Origin of the sequence: Desulfofundulus thermobenzoicus, assembly GCF_009428905.1 — a bacterium.
GTDB lineage: Bacteria > Bacillota > Desulfotomaculia > Desulfotomaculales > Desulfovirgulaceae > Desulfofundulus_A > Desulfofundulus_A thermobenzoicus.
Window position 1 is genome coordinate 1 of the sequence record NZ_WHYR01000041.1, and the last position, 22,417, is coordinate 22,417.

Annotated in this window: 25 protein-coding genes; 12 read left to right on the plus strand and 13 right to left on the minus strand. The window is 54.7% G+C overall.

The window, feature by feature from the left end:
• The coding region (locus GFC01_RS13255; RefSeq protein WP_479723385.1) for a YkvI family membrane protein at positions 1–688 on the minus strand (688 nt) is incomplete at its 3' end.
• Positions 689–816: 128 nt separating this feature from the next.
• Here GFC01_RS13255 and yyaC point away from each other — a divergent pair.
• Positions 817–1,416 carry a spore protease YyaC gene (gene yyaC / locus GFC01_RS13260; protein ID WP_152947655.1) on the plus strand — a complete coding sequence of 200 codons (600 nt, stop codon included), beginning with the start codon at positions 817–819 and terminating at the stop codon, positions 1,414–1,416.
• Between the two features lie 104 nt (positions 1,417–1,520).
• Here yyaC and GFC01_RS13265 read toward each other — a convergent pair whose 3' ends face one another.
• Positions 1,521–1,754 carry a YkuS family protein gene (locus GFC01_RS13265; RefSeq protein ID WP_152947656.1) on the minus strand — a complete coding sequence of 78 codons (234 nt, stop codon included), beginning with the start codon at positions 1,752–1,754 and terminating at the stop codon, positions 1,521–1,523.
• 240 nt (positions 1,755–1,994) lie between these two features.
• Entirely contained in the window at positions 1,995–2,645 is a 651-nt protein-coding gene (locus tag GFC01_RS13270; protein WP_152947657.1) for a phosphoribosyltransferase, read from the minus strand.
• A 429-nt stretch (positions 2,646–3,074) separates the two neighbouring features.
• On the opposite strand from GFC01_RS13270, the gene GFC01_RS13275 reads away from it, so the two are divergent.
• The 8 genes from GFC01_RS13275 to larC (GFC01_RS13310) all read left to right on the plus strand — a co-directional run bounded on the left by GFC01_RS13275 (position 3,075) and on the right by larC (GFC01_RS13310) (position 8,758).
• Complete coding sequence (locus tag GFC01_RS13275) at positions 3,075–3,557, plus strand: pyridoxamine 5'-phosphate oxidase family protein (RefSeq protein ID WP_341473979.1); 483 nt, start codon at positions 3,075–3,077, stop codon at positions 3,555–3,557.
• Between the two features lie 14 nt (positions 3,558–3,571).
• On the plus strand, positions 3,572–3,988 hold the full coding sequence (locus GFC01_RS13280) for a pyridoxamine 5'-phosphate oxidase family protein (protein WP_341473980.1): 417 nt from the start codon (positions 3,572–3,574) through the stop codon (positions 3,986–3,988).
• A gap of 33 nt (positions 3,989–4,021) precedes the next feature.
• Complete coding sequence (locus GFC01_RS13285) at positions 4,022–5,791, plus strand: hypothetical protein (protein ID WP_152947659.1); 1,770 nt, start codon at positions 4,022–4,024, stop codon at positions 5,789–5,791.
• A 130-nt stretch (positions 5,792–5,921) separates the two neighbouring features.
• A complete protein-coding gene (locus tag GFC01_RS19445) occupies positions 5,922–6,170 on the plus strand; it encodes a 4Fe-4S dicluster domain-containing protein (protein ID WP_279233484.1) in 249 nt (82 codons plus the stop codon).
• 15 nt (positions 6,171–6,185) lie between these two features.
• Positions 6,186–6,608, plus strand: coding sequence for a hypothetical protein (locus GFC01_RS13295; RefSeq protein WP_152947661.1), 423 nt, complete (start codon positions 6,186–6,188; stop codon positions 6,606–6,608).
• 61 nt (positions 6,609–6,669) lie between these two features.
• Entirely contained in the window at positions 6,670–7,215 is a 546-nt protein-coding gene (gene larC, locus GFC01_RS13300) for a nickel insertion protein (RefSeq protein ID WP_194174948.1), read from the plus strand.
• Between the two features lie 42 nt (positions 7,216–7,257).
• Entirely contained in the window at positions 7,258–8,031 is a 774-nt protein-coding gene (gene larB, locus GFC01_RS13305; RefSeq protein WP_341473981.1) for a nickel pincer cofactor biosynthesis protein LarB, read from the plus strand.
• 7 nt (positions 8,032–8,038) lie between these two features.
• Entirely contained in the window at positions 8,039–8,758 is a 720-nt protein-coding gene (gene larC, locus GFC01_RS13310) for a nickel pincer cofactor biosynthesis protein LarC (protein ID WP_194174949.1), read from the plus strand.
• A 13-nt stretch (positions 8,759–8,771) separates the two neighbouring features.
• Here the strand turns inward: larC (GFC01_RS13310) and GFC01_RS13315 are convergent, their stop codons facing one another.
• Positions 8,772–10,052 carry a response regulator gene (locus tag GFC01_RS13315; protein WP_152947664.1) on the minus strand — a complete coding sequence of 427 codons (1,281 nt, stop codon included), beginning with the start codon at positions 10,050–10,052 and terminating at the stop codon, positions 8,772–8,774.
• Positions 10,033–11,265: a sensor histidine kinase gene (locus GFC01_RS13320; protein WP_152947665.1), complete on the minus strand. Its 1,233-nt coding sequence runs from the start codon at positions 11,263–11,265 to the stop codon at positions 10,033–10,035. The genes GFC01_RS13315 and GFC01_RS13320 overlap by 20 nt, the downstream gene beginning before the upstream one ends.
• A 529-nt stretch (positions 11,266–11,794) precedes the next feature.
• Between GFC01_RS13320 and larE the strand changes: the two genes are divergently transcribed.
• Genes larE through larC (GFC01_RS13335) form a run of 3 tightly spaced genes read left to right on the plus strand, consistent with a single transcriptional unit; the run spans position 11,795 to position 14,588 of the window.
• Positions 11,795–12,631 carry an ATP-dependent sacrificial sulfur transferase LarE gene (gene larE / locus GFC01_RS13325; RefSeq protein ID WP_243137578.1) on the plus strand — a complete coding sequence of 279 codons (837 nt, stop codon included), beginning with the start codon at positions 11,795–11,797 and terminating at the stop codon, positions 12,629–12,631.
• The gene (gene larB / locus GFC01_RS13330) at positions 12,628–13,389 is read left to right on the plus strand and encodes a nickel pincer cofactor biosynthesis protein LarB (RefSeq protein ID WP_152947667.1); all 762 of its coding nucleotides are present in this window, start codon (positions 12,628–12,630) and stop codon (positions 13,387–13,389) included. Before larE ends, larB (GFC01_RS13330) begins: the two co-directional genes overlap by 4 nt.
• The gene (larC, locus tag GFC01_RS13335) at positions 13,389–14,588 is read left to right on the plus strand and encodes a nickel pincer cofactor biosynthesis protein LarC (RefSeq protein WP_152947668.1); all 1,200 of its coding nucleotides are present in this window, start codon (positions 13,389–13,391) and stop codon (positions 14,586–14,588) included. The genes larB (GFC01_RS13330) and larC (GFC01_RS13335) overlap by 1 nt, the downstream gene beginning before the upstream one ends.
• A gap of 19 nt (positions 14,589–14,607) precedes the next feature.
• On the opposite strand, the gene GFC01_RS13340 is transcribed toward larC (GFC01_RS13335), so the two are convergent.
• The 8 genes from GFC01_RS13340 to GFC01_RS13375 form a co-directional block, all read right to left on the minus strand.
• The gene (locus GFC01_RS13340; RefSeq protein WP_152947669.1) at positions 14,608–15,486 is read right to left on the minus strand and encodes a ParB/RepB/Spo0J family partition protein; all 879 of its coding nucleotides are present in this window, start codon (positions 15,484–15,486) and stop codon (positions 14,608–14,610) included.
• Positions 15,479–16,240 carry a ParA family protein gene (locus tag GFC01_RS13345; protein WP_152947670.1) on the minus strand — a complete coding sequence of 254 codons (762 nt, stop codon included), beginning with the start codon at positions 16,238–16,240 and terminating at the stop codon, positions 15,479–15,481. Before GFC01_RS13345 ends, GFC01_RS13340 begins: the two co-directional genes overlap by 8 nt.
• Positions 16,241–16,783: 543 nt before the next feature.
• Positions 16,784–16,945 (minus strand): DUF1540 domain-containing protein, encoded by a 162-nt coding sequence (locus GFC01_RS13350; RefSeq protein WP_423244395.1) that lies wholly within the window; start codon positions 16,943–16,945, stop codon positions 16,784–16,786.
• Between the two features lie 50 nt (positions 16,946–16,995).
• Positions 16,996–17,757: a 16S rRNA (guanine(527)-N(7))-methyltransferase RsmG gene (gene rsmG, locus GFC01_RS13355; RefSeq protein WP_152947671.1), complete on the minus strand. Its 762-nt coding sequence runs from the start codon at positions 17,755–17,757 to the stop codon at positions 16,996–16,998.
• Entirely contained in the window at positions 17,750–19,666 is a 1,917-nt protein-coding gene (gene mnmG / locus GFC01_RS13360; RefSeq protein ID WP_152947672.1) for a tRNA uridine-5-carboxymethylaminomethyl(34) synthesis enzyme MnmG, read from the minus strand. The genes rsmG and mnmG overlap by 8 nt, the downstream gene beginning before the upstream one ends.
• A gap of 10 nt (positions 19,667–19,676) precedes the next feature.
• Positions 19,677–21,062: a tRNA uridine-5-carboxymethylaminomethyl(34) synthesis GTPase MnmE gene (gene mnmE, locus GFC01_RS13365; RefSeq protein ID WP_152947684.1), complete on the minus strand. Its 1,386-nt coding sequence runs from the start codon at positions 21,060–21,062 to the stop codon at positions 19,677–19,679.
• A 72-nt stretch (positions 21,063–21,134) separates the two neighbouring features.
• Entirely contained in the window at positions 21,135–21,755 is a 621-nt protein-coding gene (jag, locus tag GFC01_RS13370; RefSeq protein ID WP_341473982.1) for an RNA-binding cell elongation regulator Jag/EloR, read from the minus strand.
• Positions 21,730–22,416 (minus strand): YidC/Oxa1 family membrane protein insertase, encoded by a 687-nt coding sequence (locus GFC01_RS13375; RefSeq protein WP_243137579.1) that lies wholly within the window; start codon positions 22,414–22,416, stop codon positions 21,730–21,732. The genes jag and GFC01_RS13375 overlap by 26 nt, the downstream gene beginning before the upstream one ends.
• Position 22,417 lies beyond the last annotated feature (1 nt).

Sequence of the window (22,417 nt, forward strand, 5' to 3'; positions counted from 1 at the left end):
GCACCAACCCTCCCACCAGCCCCCCCAGAACGGCCGGTCTTTTTTCCAGGCTGCGCCCCAGGGAGGACAGGACGGCCACCGGCACCACCAGATTATAGGATACATATAAAAGGCCGAACCAGGCCCAGTGATTCAACCCGGTAACCGGACGGACCGCTTGTTCTCCCGGGGGTAGGGATATACCGTGAAGGAACAGGGCAAACAGGCAGACCAGACCAATGGCCAGCAGTTTTACCGGCACCAGGATCATATTGGCCAGCAATACCCCCTCCAGACCGAATAAGATAACCAGGGCGGTAATAAAGGCCGCCAGCATAACCCCGCCGGCCGGGGCCAGTCCAAATTGCTCTTGAAAAACAGCGCCGCTGCCTGCCAGCATTACGGCCAGGCCGCCGGGAAGCATGGCCAGGCTGAGCAGATCAACCAGTCCGGCCAGCCTGTGGCCCATTAATGGCGGCAACAGCTGGGCGTAACTGGTGGTGCGCAGGGTCATCACCAGTTTCATCAGGAAAAGCCCCAGCAGGCCAAAGAGAACGGCGGCCAGGACAGCTCCCCAGAGGCCCCTGCTCCCAAAAACAATAAAAAACTGTAATATTTCCTGGCCGGAGGCGAATCCGGCCCCAATTACCGTACCGATATAAACCGCCACCACACGGAAACACTGTCCCAGGGCACCTTTACCGGGCAATATGGTCACCCCCGGTACCATCCATATGCGGCGCCGGAGCCGGGCTTGACCATAAAAATGTCAGGAATAATCCTGTACCGGACGGGAAATAAATATAGTAGTTATTGGTAATTCAGGAGGAGAGCAAAATGATCGACAAAGTGGCGGCAATTGTTCCGGAACACAAAACCAGAATTCATATAGAGGATCCCCTGGCGGCCAGAAAGTTCAGCCGCGACCTGCTGGCGCGCCTGGAAAGATACGACCGTTTGGAAAGACAACCGGTAATTCTATTGTGCATCGGTACCGACCGTTCCACGGGGGACTGCCTGGGGCCCCTGGTGGGTTCCAAACTGGCGGATCTGACGCAAAATGATTTTCATATTTTCGGTACCCTGGAACAGCCGGTGCATGCCAGCAACCTGCAGGAAAAGCTGGACGAAATTTACCGGCGGTACCCCAACCCCCTGATTATCGCCCTGGACGCCTGCCTGGGTAATGTGGACAGCGTGGGTTGTATTACCATCGGCGACGGTTCCCTGCGGCCGGGGGCCGGAGTGAATAAAAAACTTCCCCCGGTGGGTGAAATCCACATTACGGGCATTGTCAATGTGGGCGGCTTTATGGAATATCTGGTCCTGCAAAATACCCGCTTAAACCTGGTGATGCGCATGGCCGATGTTATCGTGGAGGGTTTTAAAGAAATACTGGCCGGCAGCAAGTTGGAAGAAGAAACCCGGGAAATATAACCCGGGTTTCTTCTTGTGCAGGATTAAAACTCCTCCGGCATTACAGGTAAACGGGCGGCATTTGCCGGGTAACGTTACCGGCCCCCGGAAACCCGCCAATAGATTTACCCCAGTTCCCGCACCCGGGATAAAATCTCTGCCGGCGTTTTCCCGGTGGCATCAATAACCACAGAGCGGGTGGTTATATCCTGCATATTCATAACATTATTATCCAGCCCGGTGCCCACCACGGCCAGCACCTCTTCACCGCTGCCCGGGCTGACCACCTGATATCCTGTCTTACGGAGGAGATCCCTTACACCGGTCAGGCCTTCTTCCACGGCTACTTTTTTGGTCAAAATAAGCACCTCCTGAACAGTCTTGGCTGTTATTGTCTGTAGTATGTTCAAAGAGGCGCTTTTCTATAGCCCGGGAGGAAAAGCTAAAAACCGGTTTTCCCGGTCATCAGGGCATATGCGGTATTCTGCTTATAAGTAAATTGAACAACTGTTATCCGGGCTTTATGGTCACCGGCCTCTGGTCGGCAGGGCCGATTCGCCAGCAACTTGCCGGATAAAAAAAGCCGGTGAAGGGGTTTGTCACTCCCTCACGGGCCGGCCCAGCAAGGTGATAACCTCTTCATCGGTGGTCTGGGAAAAATCCTGATAAAACTGCCCCACGGCGTAAAAGTCCTCCGGCACCAGGAGCACCACCAGCCGGTCCACTTCCTCCCCCAACCTGTCCACCACATCGGTGGGGGCCACCGGTACGGCCAGGATCAACTCCCCCGGTGCAAATTGCCGGCGGATCCAGCGCAGGGCGGCCAGCACCGTATAGCCGGTGGCAATGCCGTCGTCCACCAGGATGACCTGGCGGCCGCTGTAGTCCGGGTAGTCCACTCGACCCCGGTATAGAAGCATGCGCCTTTTTATTTCCTTTTTCTGCAGTTCCACCTGTTCCTGCAGTTCATCCTCCCCAAGGCCCAGAAAATCCAGCAATGTACGGTTGTAAAAGGTGGTGCCGTCCTGGGTCACGGCGCCGATGGCCACTTCCGGATTGTGGGGCGCCCCCACCTTGCGGGGAATAACCACATCCAGGGGCAGTCCCAGTTCCCGGGCAATTTGCGCCCCCACCACCACCCCGCCCCGGGGGATGGCCAGCACCAGCCCGTCCCGGCCACAGATTCCCCTCAACCGGGCGGCCAGCTGCCGGCCTGCATCCACCCGGTCCACAAAAATTTTTCCGGTCAATTGTGATCACCTGCTTTATGGATACTGCCGCCGGCTTCCAGGCTGGTAGTGGTTCCATCCCACCCGGAACCAGGCCCTTTAAGACAGCATATTCATAACGGGTTCATATATCTATTTTCCGGCTCCACCAGTAATAATACCTTTTAAGCCGGCAAAAATCAACTGGATTAATTATCGTATCCGTGTCCCCGGACTGCTCATGCCCGGTATCACGTCAAAATAAAAAACAATCCAGCTAAAGACCGCATAGTTTCCAGAATTCGATCAATCTATTCCCATAGGTTTAATGACAACGGCACTTCGATTATCTTAAAATATTGCTATTTCCCCTTAATTTTGTATAGAGGTTTGCAGAGCAAATAGTTGAAAATAATCCTGTAATCATATCCATATTAAAAAAGATGAATTTTTTGAAAGGAGGTATTGACTGTGGCTAATTTGACTGAAGAGATGAAGGATGTATTGAAAATTGTAGGAAAAGGAGGGGCTGTTGTCCACCTCACCACCTGCAGCGCTGACGGAGTTCCGAACATCGTAGCGGAAAGATTTGTCACTCATTACAAGGACGAATATATTCTAATCGGGGAAATGTTCGCCCAGAAAACCAAGGTAAACCTTAATGAAAACGAGGTGGGCTGTATATCCATAGCGCACCCGGTAAAGGGACATACCTGGGTGTTCAGGGGGCCCTGCACCATTATCAGCCACGCCGCACCGGCAAATTACAAATGGCACGGCATCAAGGCCGGGGAAGTGCTGGCCGAGTGGGGAGAGTGGGCCACCAAGGAACCACCGGATGAGGTTCCTCCCGACATCGCGCCTCCCAAACTGGCCCAGCGCGGTGTAATCGCTCTCAAGGTGGAGGAAGTGTACAGTTATAATCCTGCGGAAGCCGGTAAGAAAATACTGTAATGGGGGCGTGCGCAGTGGGAATTGAATTGACACCCAGGATGAAAAACTGGATCGAAGCCCTGGGAGTGCACGTGGCTACAGCCACGGCAAAGGGTTACCCCACGGTGATTGTGGCTGAAAGATGCAGGGTGGAAAAAAATATTATCCGCATCCCCATCACCGCCAGGCAGAAGGATCAGATAGCCGGCAACCTGGCTGAAAATAAAAATGTCGCCGTCGCGCCCGGCCAGTTGGGCGCCGTCAGAGCTCCTTACCAGTTTAAGGGAAAAGGCAAAATCGAGGAAAACGAACTTGTTGTTGATGTTGAACAAATCTACTGCACCAAGCCGGGAGCCGAGGCAGGACTTCGCCTGGACGTTATGGGCTACGAGAAAATGAAAGACTTTGAGGAAAGTCGCTGGAAAGATATTATCCCTCCGGGGGCCAAATAACTTTCCAAATAAAAATTAGGGGGAATTAAGCTTATGGAAAAAGAAGTTTTAGCAGCATTCAGAGCAGCAACAGCCCAACCAGATTACCTTACCACTGAAAAATTCGACGCCATACTGGGTGGATTCGGCGTTTTCAACATGGGCGTCTGGGCCGCCGCCAACGTCATTGCCAGGGAAATGAAGAAAGGCAAGAAAATCAACGTCAGCGTAAGTAATGAGCGCAGCACCGAAATGGACGACATAGCCAAAAAAGTGGTCAAGACCTTGATGGATTGCGGTGCCGACGCCTCCAATGCCGCCCTGGTGGGGGCAACCCTGCTGTACTGGGCCGGAAGCAGCGTAACGGCGGGAATCCCCGCGCCTAACCGGAAACTGGGGGCCGTATGCCGCATGGCCGCAGGGGCGCCGGCGGGCAGGGTGGCCAACATACCGACGGAAAAGCTGAACAATAAAATATCCGGTTTTGCCGCCGTCAGGGCCATCTATGAGGCCATGGACAAGGAAGTCCTTGCTCCATGGCCAGGGGAAATCACTCCCCTGGGGGTCGCCGGCAGCCCGGTGACCGGCCATACCCGGGTAGGGGAAGATATCCTGTTCCCGGAACTGGCCCAGAAACTGGTCAAAATCGGCGTTGACGGTATGATGAGGGCCTACAACTCGGTGGGCATCAAGCCCTGCCGCTGGATGTCCAGTTTGCTGGCCTGCGCCGCCGCCCTGGAAATACTGCACCCAGACGCTTATGTGGGCGAAGAGTGGGGTCCATTCCTGAAAACCCGCACCCCGTACGTCTGCGGCCTGGCCGCCGTAAAAGCCGCCAATATGCCTGAAAAAATCCACATCCGCGGCACCGGTGAAGAACTGGAAACCGCCAAGGTAGTGGGTGACCTGGCCATGATCTTGAAAGACTGCGGGCAGCCCACGGTGGTGGGCATGATCATGTTCAACGAGGTGTGCGCCCTGATCCAGGAAGGTCCGGCCCTGGGCGTCGGCAGAAGCGGCGGCCCGCTCCTGCTGCCCCTGACCCACTGGTGCACCTCGGCCTCCCTGGCCCTGTACCTGCTGGGTAAAGGCATGGAGGAGGAAGAGATTGCCGATGTGATCAGGAAAACCATGGACAATTTCTTCCAGGTGGAACACGCCGCGGTGGCCACCAACATCCTGGCCCGCCGGGCCAACTTCGTCGAGCGCGGTCCAATCACCCGGTCGGTAATGATGGCCACCGAGCCGGTGCTGGTGGACTCCATCTACAAGCGGACCATACACGCGTACAACGGTATGAAGAGCGGTAAGACCATCACTGAAATAACCCGTGAGTTGGAGGACCAGCGGATTAAAGACCTGGGTGATGGTGTGGCCCGCCTATTCAGCAAGGCCCTGGGCAGGAACATTGAGTACGTAAGGTTTTACAATGTCCGTCCTGGGGCGGGCCGCCGGACCCATAAGTTCGCCCAGAAATACTTTGCCTTTGACGGTTACGTGGATGTGGAGCTGAAGGTCGACGGCAAGGTATACACCTTTGAAAACATTCTGGCCAAAACAATTCCCGACGCCATGCTGGCCAACGATAGGGAAACGCTGAAGATAATCGAGTGCTTTGCCGCCGGCGCCGTGGATTTGCTGAACGCTGGCGCGGTAGCCATGGACGTGGTGGTTCCTGCCTGCGTGGGCGCGGCCATGGGTGTCACGCCCCAGGAGGCAGTGGAACAGGCAGCTGCCGGAGCGACCATAAGCATGAGCATTCCGGTGCCCACCATCCTGGAATCGGCAATTCTGGCGGCGCGGATTGCCCGCGAACTGAAGTAACAGTGGTTTGGTTGATCGCCCGGTGGAGGTCTCTCCACCGGGCCCCGGAATTTGACAGGCAACAAACTGATGGGGGTTTGCTTAAATTATGACAGAAACTGACAGCAAGTCCAAAAAATTGCCAAAACAAATGCCGTGGGTGACGCCGGTAAACTGCGAGGGGTGCGGGGACTGTGTTAACAAATGCAAAAAAGAGCTGCTAAAAATGACCGAAACAAATATTGCAGGAATATTTGTGCCCTGGATGAGCGAGCCCGAACTGTGTGTGGGCTGCGGCCTCTGCGCCAGCACGTGCGTGATGGGCGGCATCATGATGACCGAGTACGTTGAAATGGCCATCAACCGTTTTAAAAACCAGAAGCCCACCATTAATAAATAAAGGGGAACTATAAAAATGGAATGGAGGCCAATTAGTGAGAGGGAATTTATCAACTACGCCAAAGGTCTGGGCAATTACTGCACCTATGGCGATACCCTGCATTTAATCCAGGCAGTTTTTAAAGCGTTCAAACAGGTGATGGGCAGGGACGCGAACGCCATCGGGGAGCTTTTGCCTGAATCCATAAAACCGATCTGGAACAGCGCAGTTCCTGCCGGTCTGCCGGGCGATTCCATACTTGGTTTAATTCAAACCTACGGTTCGTTTTCCACCGTGAGGGATGCGGAAAAGGCCCTGGTGACTCTTTTCGGCACCATTAAGGAAAAACAGGCCAGGTATGTTGCCAAATGGGAACAGGTAATACCTGAAGAGATCAAAACTTACTGGGAAAAGAGCAGAACCATTGACGAAGTACAGGATGCCGGCCAGTGCTTGTGACGTTAGCTTAATTGAACACCAGGTCGGTGTTATTCAGAGTTTATTAAAAGGAGAATGCGCCATGCATGAGGGTAAGCTGATCATAGCGCAGGTCGATCATTCTTCCGGAGAGATAATTGGTCACTCGATCCAAAGGCTGTTTCAAATGGGTGCATGGAATGTACAGCTGCTGCAGTCAATAACCAAGAAAAACCGCCCCGGGTATATGCTTTTTATAGACTTGCCGGCAGAATTGGTGGAAAAGGCGGCAGTATTTTTGGCTTCCGAGCTGGGAATCTGGGGTTACCACGTACTAGAAAGTCAGCATGTTCATTTTGATGTGTCTTTTAGAGAGAAAACTCTGCGCCTAACGGCCGGGGACCGCAACATCATCTTTAATATAAGGCCAAAATATATAGCCCATAGGGGCGAACTGCTCAGCATCAAGGTAGACCACGACCAGTTGGTACAAGTTCAGGCAAAGCTTGAAGAATGTGGTTACAGTTATCCGCTGGCGGCGCTGCGCTCCAGCATAGAAACCAGGTTATGGTCCGGGGACATGGCGGAAGTAATCACCATCAGGGTTAACTCAGACGTGCACGACCGGGGAGATCTTTTGGCCATCTAGCAGGCAACGGAATGCGTCTTACTGATGAAAGGGGATATGGCTGTGGAGTCCAGAGATCTGCAAAAACTGCTGGAACAGGTCAGCCAGGGAGTTGTTCAGCCTCAAGAAGCCTTTAAAATACTGAAAAACTTTTTTTACGAAGACATCTGTTTTGCCAAGATTGATCACCACCGTACCATTCGCACGGGATGCCCGGAAGTTATTTTTTGCCAGGGCAAGACGGTGGAGCAAATAACGGCCATCATGCAGCGTTTAAAGGCTTACGAGCCCAACAGAAACATTCTGGCCACCCGCTGCGCCCCGGAGGCTTATTACGCCGCCAGGGAGGTTATTCCCGATGTGCAGTACAACGAGCTGGCCAGGGTGATGTACGTTAAAAGATCGGAGGCGGCACACTCCACGAAGGACTACATTCTCGTCATCAGCGCCGGCACATCGGACATTCCGGTGGCCGAGGAAGCGGCCTTAACGGCGGAACTCTTGGGTCACAGGGTGGAGCGGCTGTTTGACGTCGGCGTGGCCGGCCTGCACAGGCTGCTTAATCACATGAAAATGATCGTGAACGCTAAAGTGATTATTGCGGTGGCTGGGATGGAGGGGGCTCTGCCCAGTGTAATCGGGGGACTGGTGGACAGGCCGGTCATTGCCGTGCCTACCAGCGTGGGTTACGGGGCCAATCTCAGGGGTATTTCGGCGCTGCTGGGCATGCTTAACAGTTGCGCCGCCGGGGTCACCGTCGTAAACATTGACAACGGTTTCGGCGCGGGGTACGCGGCAGCCATGATCGCCGGTATAAACAATGAAGATAGTTGGTGAAAGAAAAGTGAAGATAGCTTATTTTGACTGTTTTTCCGGTGTCAGCGGCGATATGCTGCTGGCCGCCTTCATTGATCTGGGGCTGCCCCTTGAACAGCTGAGCAAAGAACTTTCCAGCCTCGGCCTGGACGAATTTCACCTGGAAGCTTCGCGGGTTTCAAAATGCGGTATTTTCGGGACAAAACTGAATGTCGTCGTCCATGAAAATGGTCATCACCACCACCGTCACCTGGGCGAGATTGTGGGGATTATAGGGCGGAGCGGTCTTGACGACTGGGTCAAGGACAAGTCCATTAAAATATTCGAAAACATCGCTGCAGCCGAGGGCAGAATCCACAATTTACCAGCCGATAAGGTTCATTTCCATGAAGTAGGGGCGGTGGATTCCATAGTTGACGTGGTGGGTTCCGTTCTGGCCGTTAGGTTGCTGGAAATAGAGCGCGTTTATTCCTCCCCGCTGCCGATGGGGAGGGGGTTTGTCAGCACGGCCCACGGAATGGTGCCCCTGCCGGCGCCGGCCACCGCCGAACTGCTTAAGGGAGTACCGGTGCACTGGGTAAACAGCGAAAAGGAGCTGGTTACTCCCACCGGCGCAGCCATCTTAGCAGTCCTGGTCAGTGAGTTCGGCTACTTCCCGCCGGTACGCTGGGAGCGGATCGGGTACGGCTGTGGCAACAGCGACCGGAAAGTTCCCAACATGCTGAGAATATTTACGGGATGGTCCTGAGCGCCGCACCATTTTAGTTTACGTGGGTCTTGTTTTTCCTGTAGTCGGTAGCGGTAACCCCCGTCACATTCTTGAAGATCCGGCAAAAGTAATTGCTATCCGGATAGCCTACTTGCCTGGCCACTTCTTTCACTGGAAGGCGCAAGTCCAGTAATTTTTTTGCTTTCTCCACCCTAATCAGGGTTAGATAGTCCGAAAAAGTATAGCCGGTTTCCTGTTTGAAAACAGTGGAGAGATAAACGGGGTTCAGATAAACTGACTGGGCCACCTCTTTCAGGCTTATTTTCTGATTGTAATTATTCTCCAGATAGTTGATCACCTGCTGCGCTATCTGATAGGGTCGGGAAAACACCCTGTTTTCGTCTATACTATCGATGTGAATTATATTGTATTTTTCATTGCCTGCTCTAGCTGCAGCAGCCTTCAAGCCGTATTTCAACGCCCTGCAAGCTTCTGCATAGGACTGGTGAAGGGATTCAACATTGTTATAAACCCTTCCAATGCCTATATTGATCGTGGCGCCACCTTGCCCGCATATAATGCCGGCAAGCGCCCTGGCCAGGTTAATGGAGGTTTCCTGGACACAGGCTTCTGATGCAGGAATAGCTGATAGACAAACTAATTTTTTATCCATTTGCTCTATTAGCAGGGGAAAAGAGGCATCCTTTACGGATATGTTTCTTGTTTTTTTTGATTTATAGCCCGATAGCTGGCAGTCTGAGCTGAATACCAGGCAGATATTGGGCAGCCGGTCTTCGGAAAACCACGGTTCACCGTCTGGGGGCGAAATAATCTGCAGCTTCTGCCACAGCTGGCGAGGGGATAAAGCTGTTCCCGCAACCAACTCGTTAACCAAAAATTCTTCAAGGGAGCAAAACAGTTCCTTCTTGATCTGCTCTTCCCTCTGGTTATTCTCGATGAATTGTTTTATCTCCTCGCTGCACATTTCAATGGTGTTAATTAGATCTTCCCGGCTGACGGGCTTCACCAGGAAGTCCCTGGCCCTGCAGCGCACGGCTTCCCGGGCAAAATCAAAGCGGCCGTAGGCGGTTAGAAAAATGATTTTGCAGTTGGCATTAAATCTGCTTATTTCTCTTGCCGCGCTTATTCCGCACAGACCCGGCATTTTTATGTCCATCAGGATAATTTCCGGGCTGTGCTGCCGGGCCAGCTTAACAGCCGTGCGGCCGCTGTCGGCTTCCAGGATATCGTCGAACAAGAGTGGGGAACTCTCCAGCATGAGGCGGATGCCCTGTCTGATCATGATTTCGTCGTCAGCGACTAATAACTTCAAAGTTGGCACCAACCTTTCCGGCTTGAACGGGCAGACGCAGGGTAACGGTGGTCCCCCTGCCCGGGGTGCTGGTGATACTGATCCCGTAAGAAGGTCCAAAATGCAGCCGGCAGCGTTTCTGGACGTTAATCAGGCCGATTTTGTTTGATTCGCTGTCCATCCTGTTTAACTGCTGCTGTATTTGCAGGAGTTTTTTGGGAGAAATACCTATCCCGTTGTCAATTACCTGTAATACAATGTCGTTGGCTTCAATGTACCCTTCCAGTTTCAAGCAGCCCCCTTTTTCCAGGGGCTCCAGGCCATGAACAACCGCATTTTCCACCAGCGGCTGAAGGGTTAACACCGGGATGTTTAAATCCATCAACCTGGACGGAATTTTGTTGATAACCCTAATCCTGTTGTCGAAACGGCACTTCTGGATGGTCAGGTAGTTGTTGACGCTGTTCATTTCTTGCCGAATTGAAACAAGATCCGAAGTGGCGTACAGGTTATGCCTGAAAAGCTCGGCCAGGGAGTGCACTATTTTTGGTGTCTGCCGGGCTCCCTCCATCATGGCCAGCATCTCGATGGTATTCAGGGTATTAAATAAAAAGTGGGGGTTGATTTGATTTAAGAGGGCCTTTAACTCTATCTCCCTCAGGTGTTTTTCAAGCTCTGTTCGCTCATTTTTGCCCGCCGTCACGCCTATTTCAATAAAGCAGTTGCTGATCGCGTCCAGGGAGCGGGTGACAATATCGATTCTTTTTTCCGTCCAGGGGGCTATTTCTTCGAAATAATCCAGCAATTTCCTGGAGTCAATACCCAGGTCCCCCGCCGTTGTGACGACCCTTTGCCTGGCGTTTTCGTACAAAGGTTGTTCAATTATTTCGCCGGCCACCAAAGCCCCCAGGCATTTTTCTTCAATCATGACGGGCACGGTGATGCTCGTCAGGCCGGCATGGCAGCACATTTTCACAGGACCCCGCCTCTGCCTGCTTTTCGCCACGGACAGGCGGGCGGACTGGTGGCACCTGCTCAAGCCGTCCCTGGTGCTCCTTATATACCAGCAAAATTTGCACGGGCTGGTGCTCCGGGAGGTAAGGATATACTCCCCGGACGTGTCGACGAATTTCAGCCAGAGACCCTGCATTTCACTGACTGAATCAAGAACCGGCTGAATTAATTTGAGTATCTTGCTGTATAGCTGTTCTTTATCATTTAAAGGAAATCTCAAGAGATTTCACTCCATTTTTAAATTCTATCGTACGTAGTATTATATATTCTACCTGAAAGGCGACAAATCCTCTCTCCCCGCACCCTTCCGGAAAGATTAATGCGAAGAAGGCAGGATTCATCCGGAAATTTTAGAAAGAATAAATATAGGCGGTTTTCTGGCGGGTATGAAGAGGGGGCCCGTACTCATTCTGCTACCCACTATCTGCCACAGACGGAATGTTATCAGCTTTTAGGGCAGCCTTGACTGCCGGGGACCCCGCACGTGGAACAATGGATAACCGACCGGGGCTTGCCTCTTGCCCATAGCATGTTCCCCGGAGCCGCCCCGTCGGCGGTTTTGATTATCCACGTGCGGGGTGGCAATCAAGGCCGCCGCCCTGAATTGAAATTCGCTAAAAATCACGAGCAAGAAGGACTAATTGTCCAATCTTAGGGTGTCAACCCGCACTATGGCTGGCTTTTGTTCAGGCACGGCTGCCGGGGCTGCCGTTGCCGCATCAGTTCAGCCAACCCGGGAGGAAAAAATGTTGGAAAGTGCCAGGTACAAAAAGGAGAAGGTAATGGCCATTCTCCGGGAATTACAAAGCGTTGCCGTGGCCTTTTCCGGCGGGGTGGACAGCAGCCTTTTACTGGCCCTGGCCGGGGAAGCCTGCCCGCAAAGGGTGGTGGCCGTAACGGTGGATTCGCCCATTTACGGGCACCGGGAAATGGATGCTGCCCGGCTTCTGGCCAGGCAACTGGGAGTGGAGCAGGTAATGGTGGCCGGGCGCCAGCTGGACGACCACCGGTTCCGTGCCAATCCTCCGGACAGGTGTTATATTTGCAAATCATTAATCTACAAAGACCTCAACCTTTTGGCCCGGGAGCGGGGATTTTCCGCCGTACTGGACGGAGCAAATGCCGATGACCTGGCCGATTACCGTCCCGGTCAAAAGGCGGCCCGGGAGGCCGGTGTGCGCAGTCCCCTGCAGGAAGCCGGATTGACCAAAGAAGAAATACGCCTGCTGGCCCGGGAGATGGGTTTGCCCAACTGGCACAAGCCGGCTTCCCCGTGCCTGTGCACCCGCATTCCCTACGGGGAAACCATCACCCCTGCCAGATTACGCCAGGTGGAGGAAGCCGAAAATGTGCTGCAGCAAATGGGCTTTTACCCGGTCAGGGTCAGGCACCACGGCCCGGTGGCCCGGATCGAGGTCCCCGAGGAACAGCTGCCCCGCCTGCTCCTGAAAGATACCCGCCGGGCTTTGCTCGATGCATTGACCCGTTCCGGTTTTACCCATATCACCGCCGACCTCGACGGCCTGCAAAGCGGCAGCATGAACAAAGTTCTGCCGCCGGACACAGGGAAGGGATCCGCCCGATGACGCCGGACAGGCTGCGTTCCCTGCTGGAACAACTGCAGCGGGGACGGATAGACGTGGAACAGGCCCTGGAGGCACTGCAAAACTGGCCTTACGAAAACCTGGGTTTCGCCCGGCTGGATCACCTGCGGGCTTTACGCCAGGGTTTCCCCGAAGTGATCTTTTGTCAGGGAAAGACCGTAGAGCAGGTGCAAAAAATCTTCCGGCACCTGGCCGGTGCGGGCGGCCCCGTTCTGGCCACCCGGGCCACCGGGGATATGTATGAGGCCGTAAAACAGGTATGCCCGGAGGCCCTTTATCACCACCCGGCCCGCTGTATTGTTCACCGGGCGCCCGAAAAGCCCCTTTTCCCCGGTACCGTGCTGGTGATCAGTGCCGGCACGGCCGACCTGCCGGTGGCCGAGGAGGCCGCCGTGTGTGCCCTGGCCATGGGCAACCCGGTGGAGAAATTGTATGATGTGGGTGTGGCCGGCCTGCACCGCCTGCTGGACAACCAGCACCGTCTGGGCCGGGCGGCGGTGATCATTGTGGTGGCCGGCATGGAAGGAGCCCTGGCCAGTGTGGTGGGCGGTTTAACCAGCCGCCCGGTTATTGCCGTGCCCACCAGCGTCGGTTACGGGGCCAGTTTCGGGGGCCTGGCCGCCCTGCTGGCCATGCTCAACAGCTGCGCCTCCGGTGTGGGCGTGGTGAACATAGACAACGGTTTTGGCGCCGCCGCCCTGGCCACAGCCATAAACCGCCTGTTGAAAGGGGATAAATGATGCGTATTGCCTATTTAGATTGTGTAGGTGGGATCAGCGGGGACATGACCCTGGGGGCGCTGATTGACGCCGGGGTAAATGCCGGTGAACTGGTGGGAACCCTGCGCACCCTGCCCCTGCAGGGTTTTGAAATTGCCGTGCGGGAGGAAGTGCGGGGAGGCTGGCGGGGTACCCGGGTTATTATATCCCAGGATGGGACTGAGCAGCCCCACCGTCACCTGGAACAAATATTGTCCATTATTGACGGCGGTAATCTTCCCGGCCCGGTTAAGGACAATGCCGTGCGTGTCTTTCAAAGGCTGGCCGAAGCGGAAGGCCGGGTGCACGGTATTGAACCGGAGAGGGTACATTTTCATGAAGTGGGGGCGGTGGATTCCATCCTTGATATTGCGGGCAGCTGTTTGGGTCTTTTCCTGCTGGGTGTGGAAAGCCTCCATTGCTCCCCCTTGCCCACAGGTTACGGCACAATTCGCTGTGCCCACGGCATAATGCCGGTGCCGGCCCCGGCCACGGCCGAATTGCTCAAGGGTTTGCCCCTGCGGCCGGTGAATGTGGAGGGGGAGCTGGTCACCCCCACCGGAGCGGCCCTGGCTTCCACCCTGGCCGACAGCTTCGGTCCCATGCCGGCCATGCAACTGGAAAACACCGGCTATGGCCTGGGCAGCCGGAACTACGCCCTGCCCAATTACCTGCGTCTTTTTGTCGGTCACAAGTTGGACGAGCAAAGGCCGGTCATGGCGGCAGAGGAAGAGGTGCTGGTTCTGGAAACGGATGTGGACGATATGAACCCTGAATGGTTACCTTACGTGGATGGCCTCCTGCGGCAGGCCGGCGCCCTGGATGTGTTTTTACTGCCATCAATCATGAAAAAAGGGCGGCCGGGTACAAGGATGTCCGTTTTATGCCCCCGCCACCTGCAAAAAGAGATGCTGGAAATTATTTTCCGGGAAACCACCACCCTGGGGGTGCGGACGCGCCGGGAGCAGCGCCACATTCTCCAGCGGAAGCTGCTGCCGGTCACCACCCCATGGGGCACGGTAAATGTAAAAATAGGCTATCTGAATGGTGATCAGCCCGTTCAGATCAGCCCCGAATACGAGGATTGCCGGCAGGCGGCCGGCAGTAGCGGCGTTCCCATCCAGGAGATATACCATTTCGCCCGCCAGGCGGCATTAAAACAGTTCTCTAAAACCCTTTGACGTTTCACATGAAACACGGCTAACGCAACAGCAAACTGATTATTTCCTCCAGCTGTGCCCGGCTTTCATAACAAATTTCGATTACTCCGGTACCACCCCGCCGGGAACGGATATGCACCGCCGTACCCAGGGCGCCGCCGAGCATGGCCTCCATGGATTCCATCTCTTCGTTTGTATGGCTAACGCTGCCGGAACCGCTCCTCCGTCCCTTTTTTTCCTGCTGATCCCCGTCCTGGCCGGCATATCGCCTTACCAGTTCCTCCGTATCCCGCACATTTAAACCGGCGGCCACCACTTCCCTGGCCGCCGCTATTTGTTTATCCGCATCTTCCAGGGACAAAACGGCCCGGGCGTGACCGGCGGTAATTTGTCCATTACCCAGCATTTCCCGCACTTCATCGGGCAGCCCCAGCAAACGCATGGTATTGGCTATAAATGATCTGCTCTTACCCACCTTGCGGGCCAGTTCCTCCTGGGTCATACCAAACTCATCGATCAAACGCCGGTAAGCCATGGCTTCTTCCAGCGGGTTCAAGTCCTCCCGCTGGATATTTTCTATTAAAGTAACGGCAGCCGCTTCCACCTCGTCATAATCCCTGACCAGCGCCGGAATAAATTCCTCACCCAGGGAAAGGCAGGCCCGCCAGCGTCTCTCCCCGGCAATCAACTCGTACTGCCCCCCCGGCAGGGGTCGCACCACAATGGGCTGCACCACACCATGTTCCCTGATGGAACTGGCCAGTTCCTCCAGCCTGGCATCATCCAGCAATTGCCTGGGCTGGCGGGGGTTCGGCCGCACACTGTTTACGGGAATCTGCCGCAAACTGCCCGCCAGATCCGGTTCCACCACCGGAATCAACGCATCCAACCCTTTACCCAAGCCCCTTTTTTTAGTCAATACCCATCACTTCCCTCGCCAGTTCGTAATAAACTTCCGCCCCCCGGGAACGGCGGTCATAAATCATTACCGGTTGACCATGGCTGGGCGCCTCGCTTAAACGGACGTTGCGCGGGATAATGGTCCGGTAAACCTTGCCCTTGAAATAGCGCTTGACTTCATCCACCACCTGGATGCCCAGGTTTGTACGCCCGTCAAACATGGTGAGCAGCACACCCTCCAGCTCCAGATCTTTGTTCAACCGCTGCTTGACCAGCTGGATAGTATTCATCAACTGCCCCACCCCTTCCAGGGCATAATATTCGCACTGGATGGGGATAAGCACTGAACTGGCGGCCGTCAGGGCGTTTAAGGTGAGCAAACCCAGCGAGGGGGGACAATCAATAAAAATAAAATCAAACAAATCCCGCACCGGGTCAAGAACACGGCGCAAAATCCTTTCCCTGTCCGCCTGGTTAACCAGTTCGACTTCCGCCCCCGCCAGTTCTATGGTGGCCGGCAGAACCTTCAATCCGGGCAGGGAAGAGTCAACCCAAACGGATTTGATATCCTGACCGCCAATCAAAACATCATAAATGCTGTAATTTAATTTTTCTTTATTTATGCCTGTTCCACTGGTGGCGTTACCCTGGGGATCGATATCGACCAGGAACACTTTTTTTCCCATCAGGGAAAGCCATGCCGCCAGGTTCACGGCCGTGGTAGTTTTGGCCACCCCTCCCTTTTGATTGGCAATGGCAATGGTCTTTCCCAACAAATACCACTCCCCTGTTCGTGGTTTAAATTTCTATTCAACAGTCATACTGCCTCTTCCTTCTAAAACATACTGCCGGAGAGCTAAAAAGGATGACCGCAGCCTGCAGGATTAAAGTAAAAGAGCCGCCGGTTTAACGGAAAATATTGGTATGTATTCAGTCAAACCGGTGCAGGCACGGCGTTGTCCCGCTCACTCCTTGGCTTTCGCGCCGACAGCACCACAGTGAGCTTCGGGCCGGCTCTGGCTCGTCTTTCGGATTGCCATCGTTACTATTATCATGCTTTCCTGCCGTTTTTCCCCGATGTGATTCTGTCACGTTTCTAAAGACGATTTTCGTTGGCGTCCTCGGGAGCCGAGCCGGCAACCTCAGCTCGCTGGGTGCTGTTACCGGCGCTTCGCAATGTCGTTCGCCTGGACAACGCCGTGCCTTTGTATTAACCACCGGTTTCAGTGAAAACCTACAAATATTGTCATGGGGTCAGACTCCTCCGGAACAAAACCAAAGGACCGGCCCTTTCCCGGCCGGTCCTTTGGTTTTATTTACCGCGGCTTGAATGTTTCACACCTGGTGTGGGGTGAATTACTGGCTTTGCTCACGCCGTTGCGGTCGACCTGAATCATTGGAGCGTCACACATCACATTGGTGTTGTACGCGCATTCAGTTACAGTGCATTTGATTTGCTGGCATTTATTATCCGGCACTGTTTTTCACCTCCGCCCATTATTATTCCCGGAAAAAACGAAAATATCCATCAATGTCTGGCAGTATGGCCACAGCCCTTTTCCTGCAGCGGCCGTCTGGCCGGGATTCCCGGGCGGCGGGGATATTTTTCCGGTGTGCCGGCCACCTTTTCCATAATAACCATCGTTCGTTCTTCAGGTATGACGGGAAGGACAAAGGATTTTATATCCCGTATTTTTCCACCAAGGAGTTCCAGTGCCCGGGCGCAGGCCGCCACTTCCCCCTCCACCTTCGGCCCCTTTAAAGCCAGAAACAGCCCTCCTTTTTGCAAAAAGGGCAGGGCATATTCGGTCAGTACCGGCAGCGCAGCCACGGCCCTGGCGGCAGCCAATTGAAATGCACCGCGCAGGGCCGGTTCCCGGGCACCTTCCTCGGCCCTCCCGGCATAAATGACCACACCGTTCAGATTAAGCCGGTTTACCACTTCCCGTAAAAATAATACTTTCTTACCCACCGATTCCACCAGAGTAATCTCCATGTCCGGCCGTACTATTTTCAGGGGAAGGCCCGGGAAACCGGCACCACTACCAATATCAACCATTTTCAGGCCGTCAGGCGGGGAGAGCATGGTAAGGATACTCAACGAATCAAGAAAATGTTTGACGGCCACTTCCTCCGGGGCGATTATGGCCGTAAGGTTAATCCGTTTGTTCCAGTCCCGGAGCAGCTCGTAATACAAACAAAACTTTTGCAGCATCCGGTCGTCCACGGTTATTTTCCATTGTGCCAGCCCCGCCCAAAGGGCCTGTTTTAAAATGATAGCGTCATTCATTTCCTGCCACAGTTTGCTCCCCTCCGCCGCCCTTGGCCCCACGCCTTTTACTTTCCAGGTAAACCAGCAATACGGCTATATCGGCCGGACTCACCCCGGATATGCGGCTGGCCTGACCAATGGAGAGGGGGCGTATTTTGGACAGCTTTTGCCTGGCCTCGGCAGCCAGACCGGTCACCTGGTCGTAATCCAGATCTTCGGGAATGCGGCGTCCTTCCATTTTTTCAAAGCGCTCCACCTGCGCCCTTTGTTTTTTAATATATCCTTCGTATTTTATTTCAATTTCCACCTCTTCCTGCACGTCGGCGGGCAAATCCGGCGCCCCCTGATCCACCTGCCGGATATGATCATAGGTTATCTCCGGCCGGCGTAAAAGGGCGGCCAGACTGGTGCTTTGCTGCAGTTTGGCACTGCCGGCCCTTTCCAGCACCTCCTGCACCCTGTCCGTCACCGGCAGAATGGTGCGCTGCAACCGCTCAATTTCAGCCGCTATCAACCCCCGCCTTTTTTCATAGGCCCGGTATCTTTCTCCCGTTACCAACCCCACCCGGTACCCCTTTTCGGTCAAACGCAGGTCGGCATTGTCCTGACGCAAAAGGAGCCGGTATTCCGCCCGGGAGGTCAACAACCGGTACGGCTCATTGGTACCCTTGGTTACCAGGTCGTCAATGAGCACGCCGATATAGGCCTCGGATCTGGACAAAACCAGGGGCTCCTTGTCCTGAATGAAACAGGCGGCATTGATACCGGCCATTATACCCTGGGCCGCCGCTTCCTCGTAACCGGAAGTACCGTTGATCTGCCCGGCGCTGAACAACCCCCGGATGGTCTTGCATTCCAGGGAAGGCTTCAACTGGGTGGGTACCAGATAATCATATTCAATGGCATATCCCGGGCGCATTATTTCCACCCGCTCCAAACCCGGCAGGGTGCGCAGCATGGCCAGCTGCACATCTTCGGGCAGGCTGGTGCTCATTCCCTGAACATACATCTCCACGGTATCCAGGCCTTCCGGTTCGATAAACACCTGGTGGCTGTCCCGGTGGGCAAACCTGACCACCTTATCCTCAATGGATGGGCAGTAACGGGGACCGGTGCCCTGGATAAAGCCGCTGAAAAGGGGTGAACGGTGCAGGTTTTCCCTGATGATCCGGTGGGTTTCCTCAGTGGTATAGGTCAACCAGCAGGGAACCTGCACCCTTTCCCTTACCGGCGAAATAAAAGAAAAATTCAACAGGCGTTCGTCCCCCGGCTGTATGGTCATTTTATTAAAATCGATGGTCCGCCTGTCCACCCGGGCCGGCGTGCCGGTCTTAAAACGGCCCAGTTCCAGACCCAGATCCCTTAACGACCGGGACAGGTTCATGGCCGCAAATTGTCCCTGGGGACCGCCGTGAAAGGCCAGATCGCCAATAATGATCCGTCCCCGCAGGTAAACGCCGGTGGTCAAAATAACCGCCGGGGCCAGAAAGGTGGCCCCGGTGCTGCCCACCACTCCGGCCACCCGCTCCCCCTGCACCAGCAACCTTTCCACCAGCACCTGCTTCACATCCAGGCCGGGCTGGTTTTCCAGTACCTTTTTCATATTGATGTGATAGCGCTTTTTATCCGCCTGGGCACGCAGGGCCTGGACGGCCGGGCCCTTGGCGGTATTCAAAAGGCGCACCTGAATGGCATTGCGGTCTGTGTTCAATCCAATCTCACCCCCCAGGGCGTCCACCTCCCGGACCAGCTGACTCTTGGCCGGGCCGCCCATGGCCGGGTTACAGGGCATCAGGGCCACGTTGTCCAGGTTTAAAGTAACGATTAAAGTCCGGCAACCCATTCTGGCCGCCGCCAGGGCCGCTTCACAGCCGGCATGTCCGGCCCCCACCACAATCACATCATATTTTCCGGCCACGTATTCCAACTTTTTCACCTCACTTACCAATGCAAAAATCCCGGAAAATACGCTCCACAATATCCTCGCTGACGGTGGAACCGGTAATCAGGCCCAGGGCCTCCCAGGCCGCCCGCAGATCAATGGCCACCAGATCCAGATTACGCCCCTGTAATAAACCCTCCCGCGCTTCCCGTAAAAATTCCCGGCACTTTTCCAGTGCTTCCTTGTGGCGCACATTGCTGACCAGAAAAGTATCCGCTGCTTCCACCCTGCCCCCCAGGACCAGTTCCTCAATGGTCCGTTCCAGATCCGGCAGGCCTTCCCCCGTTTCAACAGAAATAATTTTCACGGGCTTATCACCGGCCGCCGGCCTTACTTCCCTTTCCAGAGCCCGCCCATCACCAATGTCACTTTTATTAATTAAAATAATTCCCTTCCGGTCCCCGGCCAGTTCGATAATTTCCCGGTCCTGATCCGTCAGTCCCGTACTGGCGTCCAGAACAAGCAGAACCAGATCGGCCAGACGGAGGGCGTCCCGGGAACGTTCAACCCCCATCTTTTCCACCACGTCACTGGTGGCCCGCAGGCCGGCCGTATCCATCAACCGGACGGGTATACCCCTGATGTTCACTACCTCTTCGATCACATCCCTGGTGGTACCGGGAATTTCGGTGACAATGGCCCTTTTTTCCCTTAACAGGGCGTTTAAGAGGGAGGATTTGCCCACATTGGGGCGCCCGATAATGGCCGCGCGTATCCCCTCCCGGTATAACCGTCCGCCGGCGGCCTGCTCTATAAGCCCTTCCACCCCGGACAAAACGCCCCCGGTAATTGTGATCAGGTCCTCCCGGGTGACTTCCTCCAGGTCCTCCTCGGGAAAATCAATGGTCGCCTCCACCCGGGCCACCAGGCCCAGGAGTTGATCCTGGAACTGGCCCACCCGCGTGGAAAGCTCCCCCCGCAGGTTGGACATGGCCAGGCGCAGCCCGGCGTCCGTTTTAGCCCGGATTACGTCGATAATGGATTCGGCCTGGGCCAGGTCCAGCCTGCCGTTTAAAAAGGCCCGGCGGGTGAATTCCCCCGGTTCGGCCAACCGGGCACCATAACGTAAAGCCAGCTCCAGAATGCGGCGCAGGGGTACTATTCCCCCATGACCGTTAAACTCCACCACGTCTTCCCGGGTATAGGTGTGGGGTGCGCGCATCAATCCCAGCAGCACTTCATCCACCATTTCTTTTGTTTCCGGGTCCACCACGTGACCGTAGATCAGGCGATGGCTCCCCCCGTTGATCCAGTCCCTTTTCTTTGCTGATACAAATAATTTGGATGCTATTTCCACGGCCCGGGGTCCGGAGAGGCGCACTATACCGATGGCCCCCTCACCCAGGGGTGTGGAAATGGCGGCAATGGTATCGTCAATCAATATTTCCACCACCATTGGAAAAAACCCAGCCCGGTCAAAAACCGGCTGGGTTCTTTTTCAACCAGAGAACATTCACTTGCGCGGGGATATGACTATTTTGCGATAGGGCTCTTCCCCTTCACTGAAGGTATAGATATCGTCCCGGCCCTGCAACGCCGTGTGGATAATGCGCCTTTCATGGGACGTCATGGGTTCCAGGACCACGTTCCGCCCCCGCTGCTTGGCCTTATCGGCCAGTTTCTGGGCCAGCTTCTGTAAAGTCTCTTCCCTCCGCCGGCGATAACCTTCCACATCCAGGATTACCCTGCAGCGGGAAAGCTGGTTTTTATTAACGTAGAGGTTCACCAGATATTGCAGGGCATCCAGCGTTTCACCCCGCCTGCCGATAAGTATGCCCACATCCTTGCCCTCTATATCAACACGTAAATTATTTCCCTTTTCTTCAATATTTAATTCCACCGTTAAATCCATGGCTCCGAAAAGCTTGCCAAGCAGGTCCCTGGTCCGTCTGGATGGAGTGTCCTTAACCTGTACCCTGACCCTGGCCGGCTTTGACCCCAGTATACCAAAAAGGCCCCTGGACGGTTCTTCCAGTACCTCTATTTCCGCATCTTCCCGATCAATCCCCAACTCGGCCAGGGCTAATGACACCGCTTCTTCAATGGTCTTAGCGGTTTTCTCTACTCCCTCCACCTTGACTAAGCGCCTCCTTCAGAACTCGGGTATGACGGTTCACGAAATGTTGCTGGACAATACCCACCACGTTAAAGGTGACCCAGTAAAGCGCCAGACCGGCAGGCACCGTGGAACTGATCCAGGCAATAAAAAGCGGCATGGTAATGAGCATGATGCGCTGGGTGGGGTCGGTCATATTGGTGGTCATGCGCGACTGCACATAGGTAGTAATCCCAGCCAAAACAGGCAATATAAACAACGGATCCCCCACCTGGCTGAGACTGCCAATCCAGAAAAAACGGGCGTGCAGGGGATCGGCATAGTTAAAATGAAGCAGGGCCCGGTAAAGGGCAATCAGTATGGGCAGCTGAATCAGCAGCGGCAGGCACCCGGACATGGGGTTGACATTGTGTTCCTTGTACAGCTCCATGATCTTTTGCTGCATTTTCTGCGGGTCCTTGCTTTTATAACGCTCCTGAATTTCCTTCACCCTGGGCGCCAGCTGCTGCATCACCACCATGGAACGCATCTGCTTTACGGTCAACGGATAAAGGATCATTTTTACTATTACCGTCAACAAAACGATAGCCAGTCCATAATTGGGGAGATGAATCAACTGAGTGAACTGGTAAAGCCAGTTCAAAAGCGCCGCCATGCCGTCAACCAGTGCCTGAAACAAA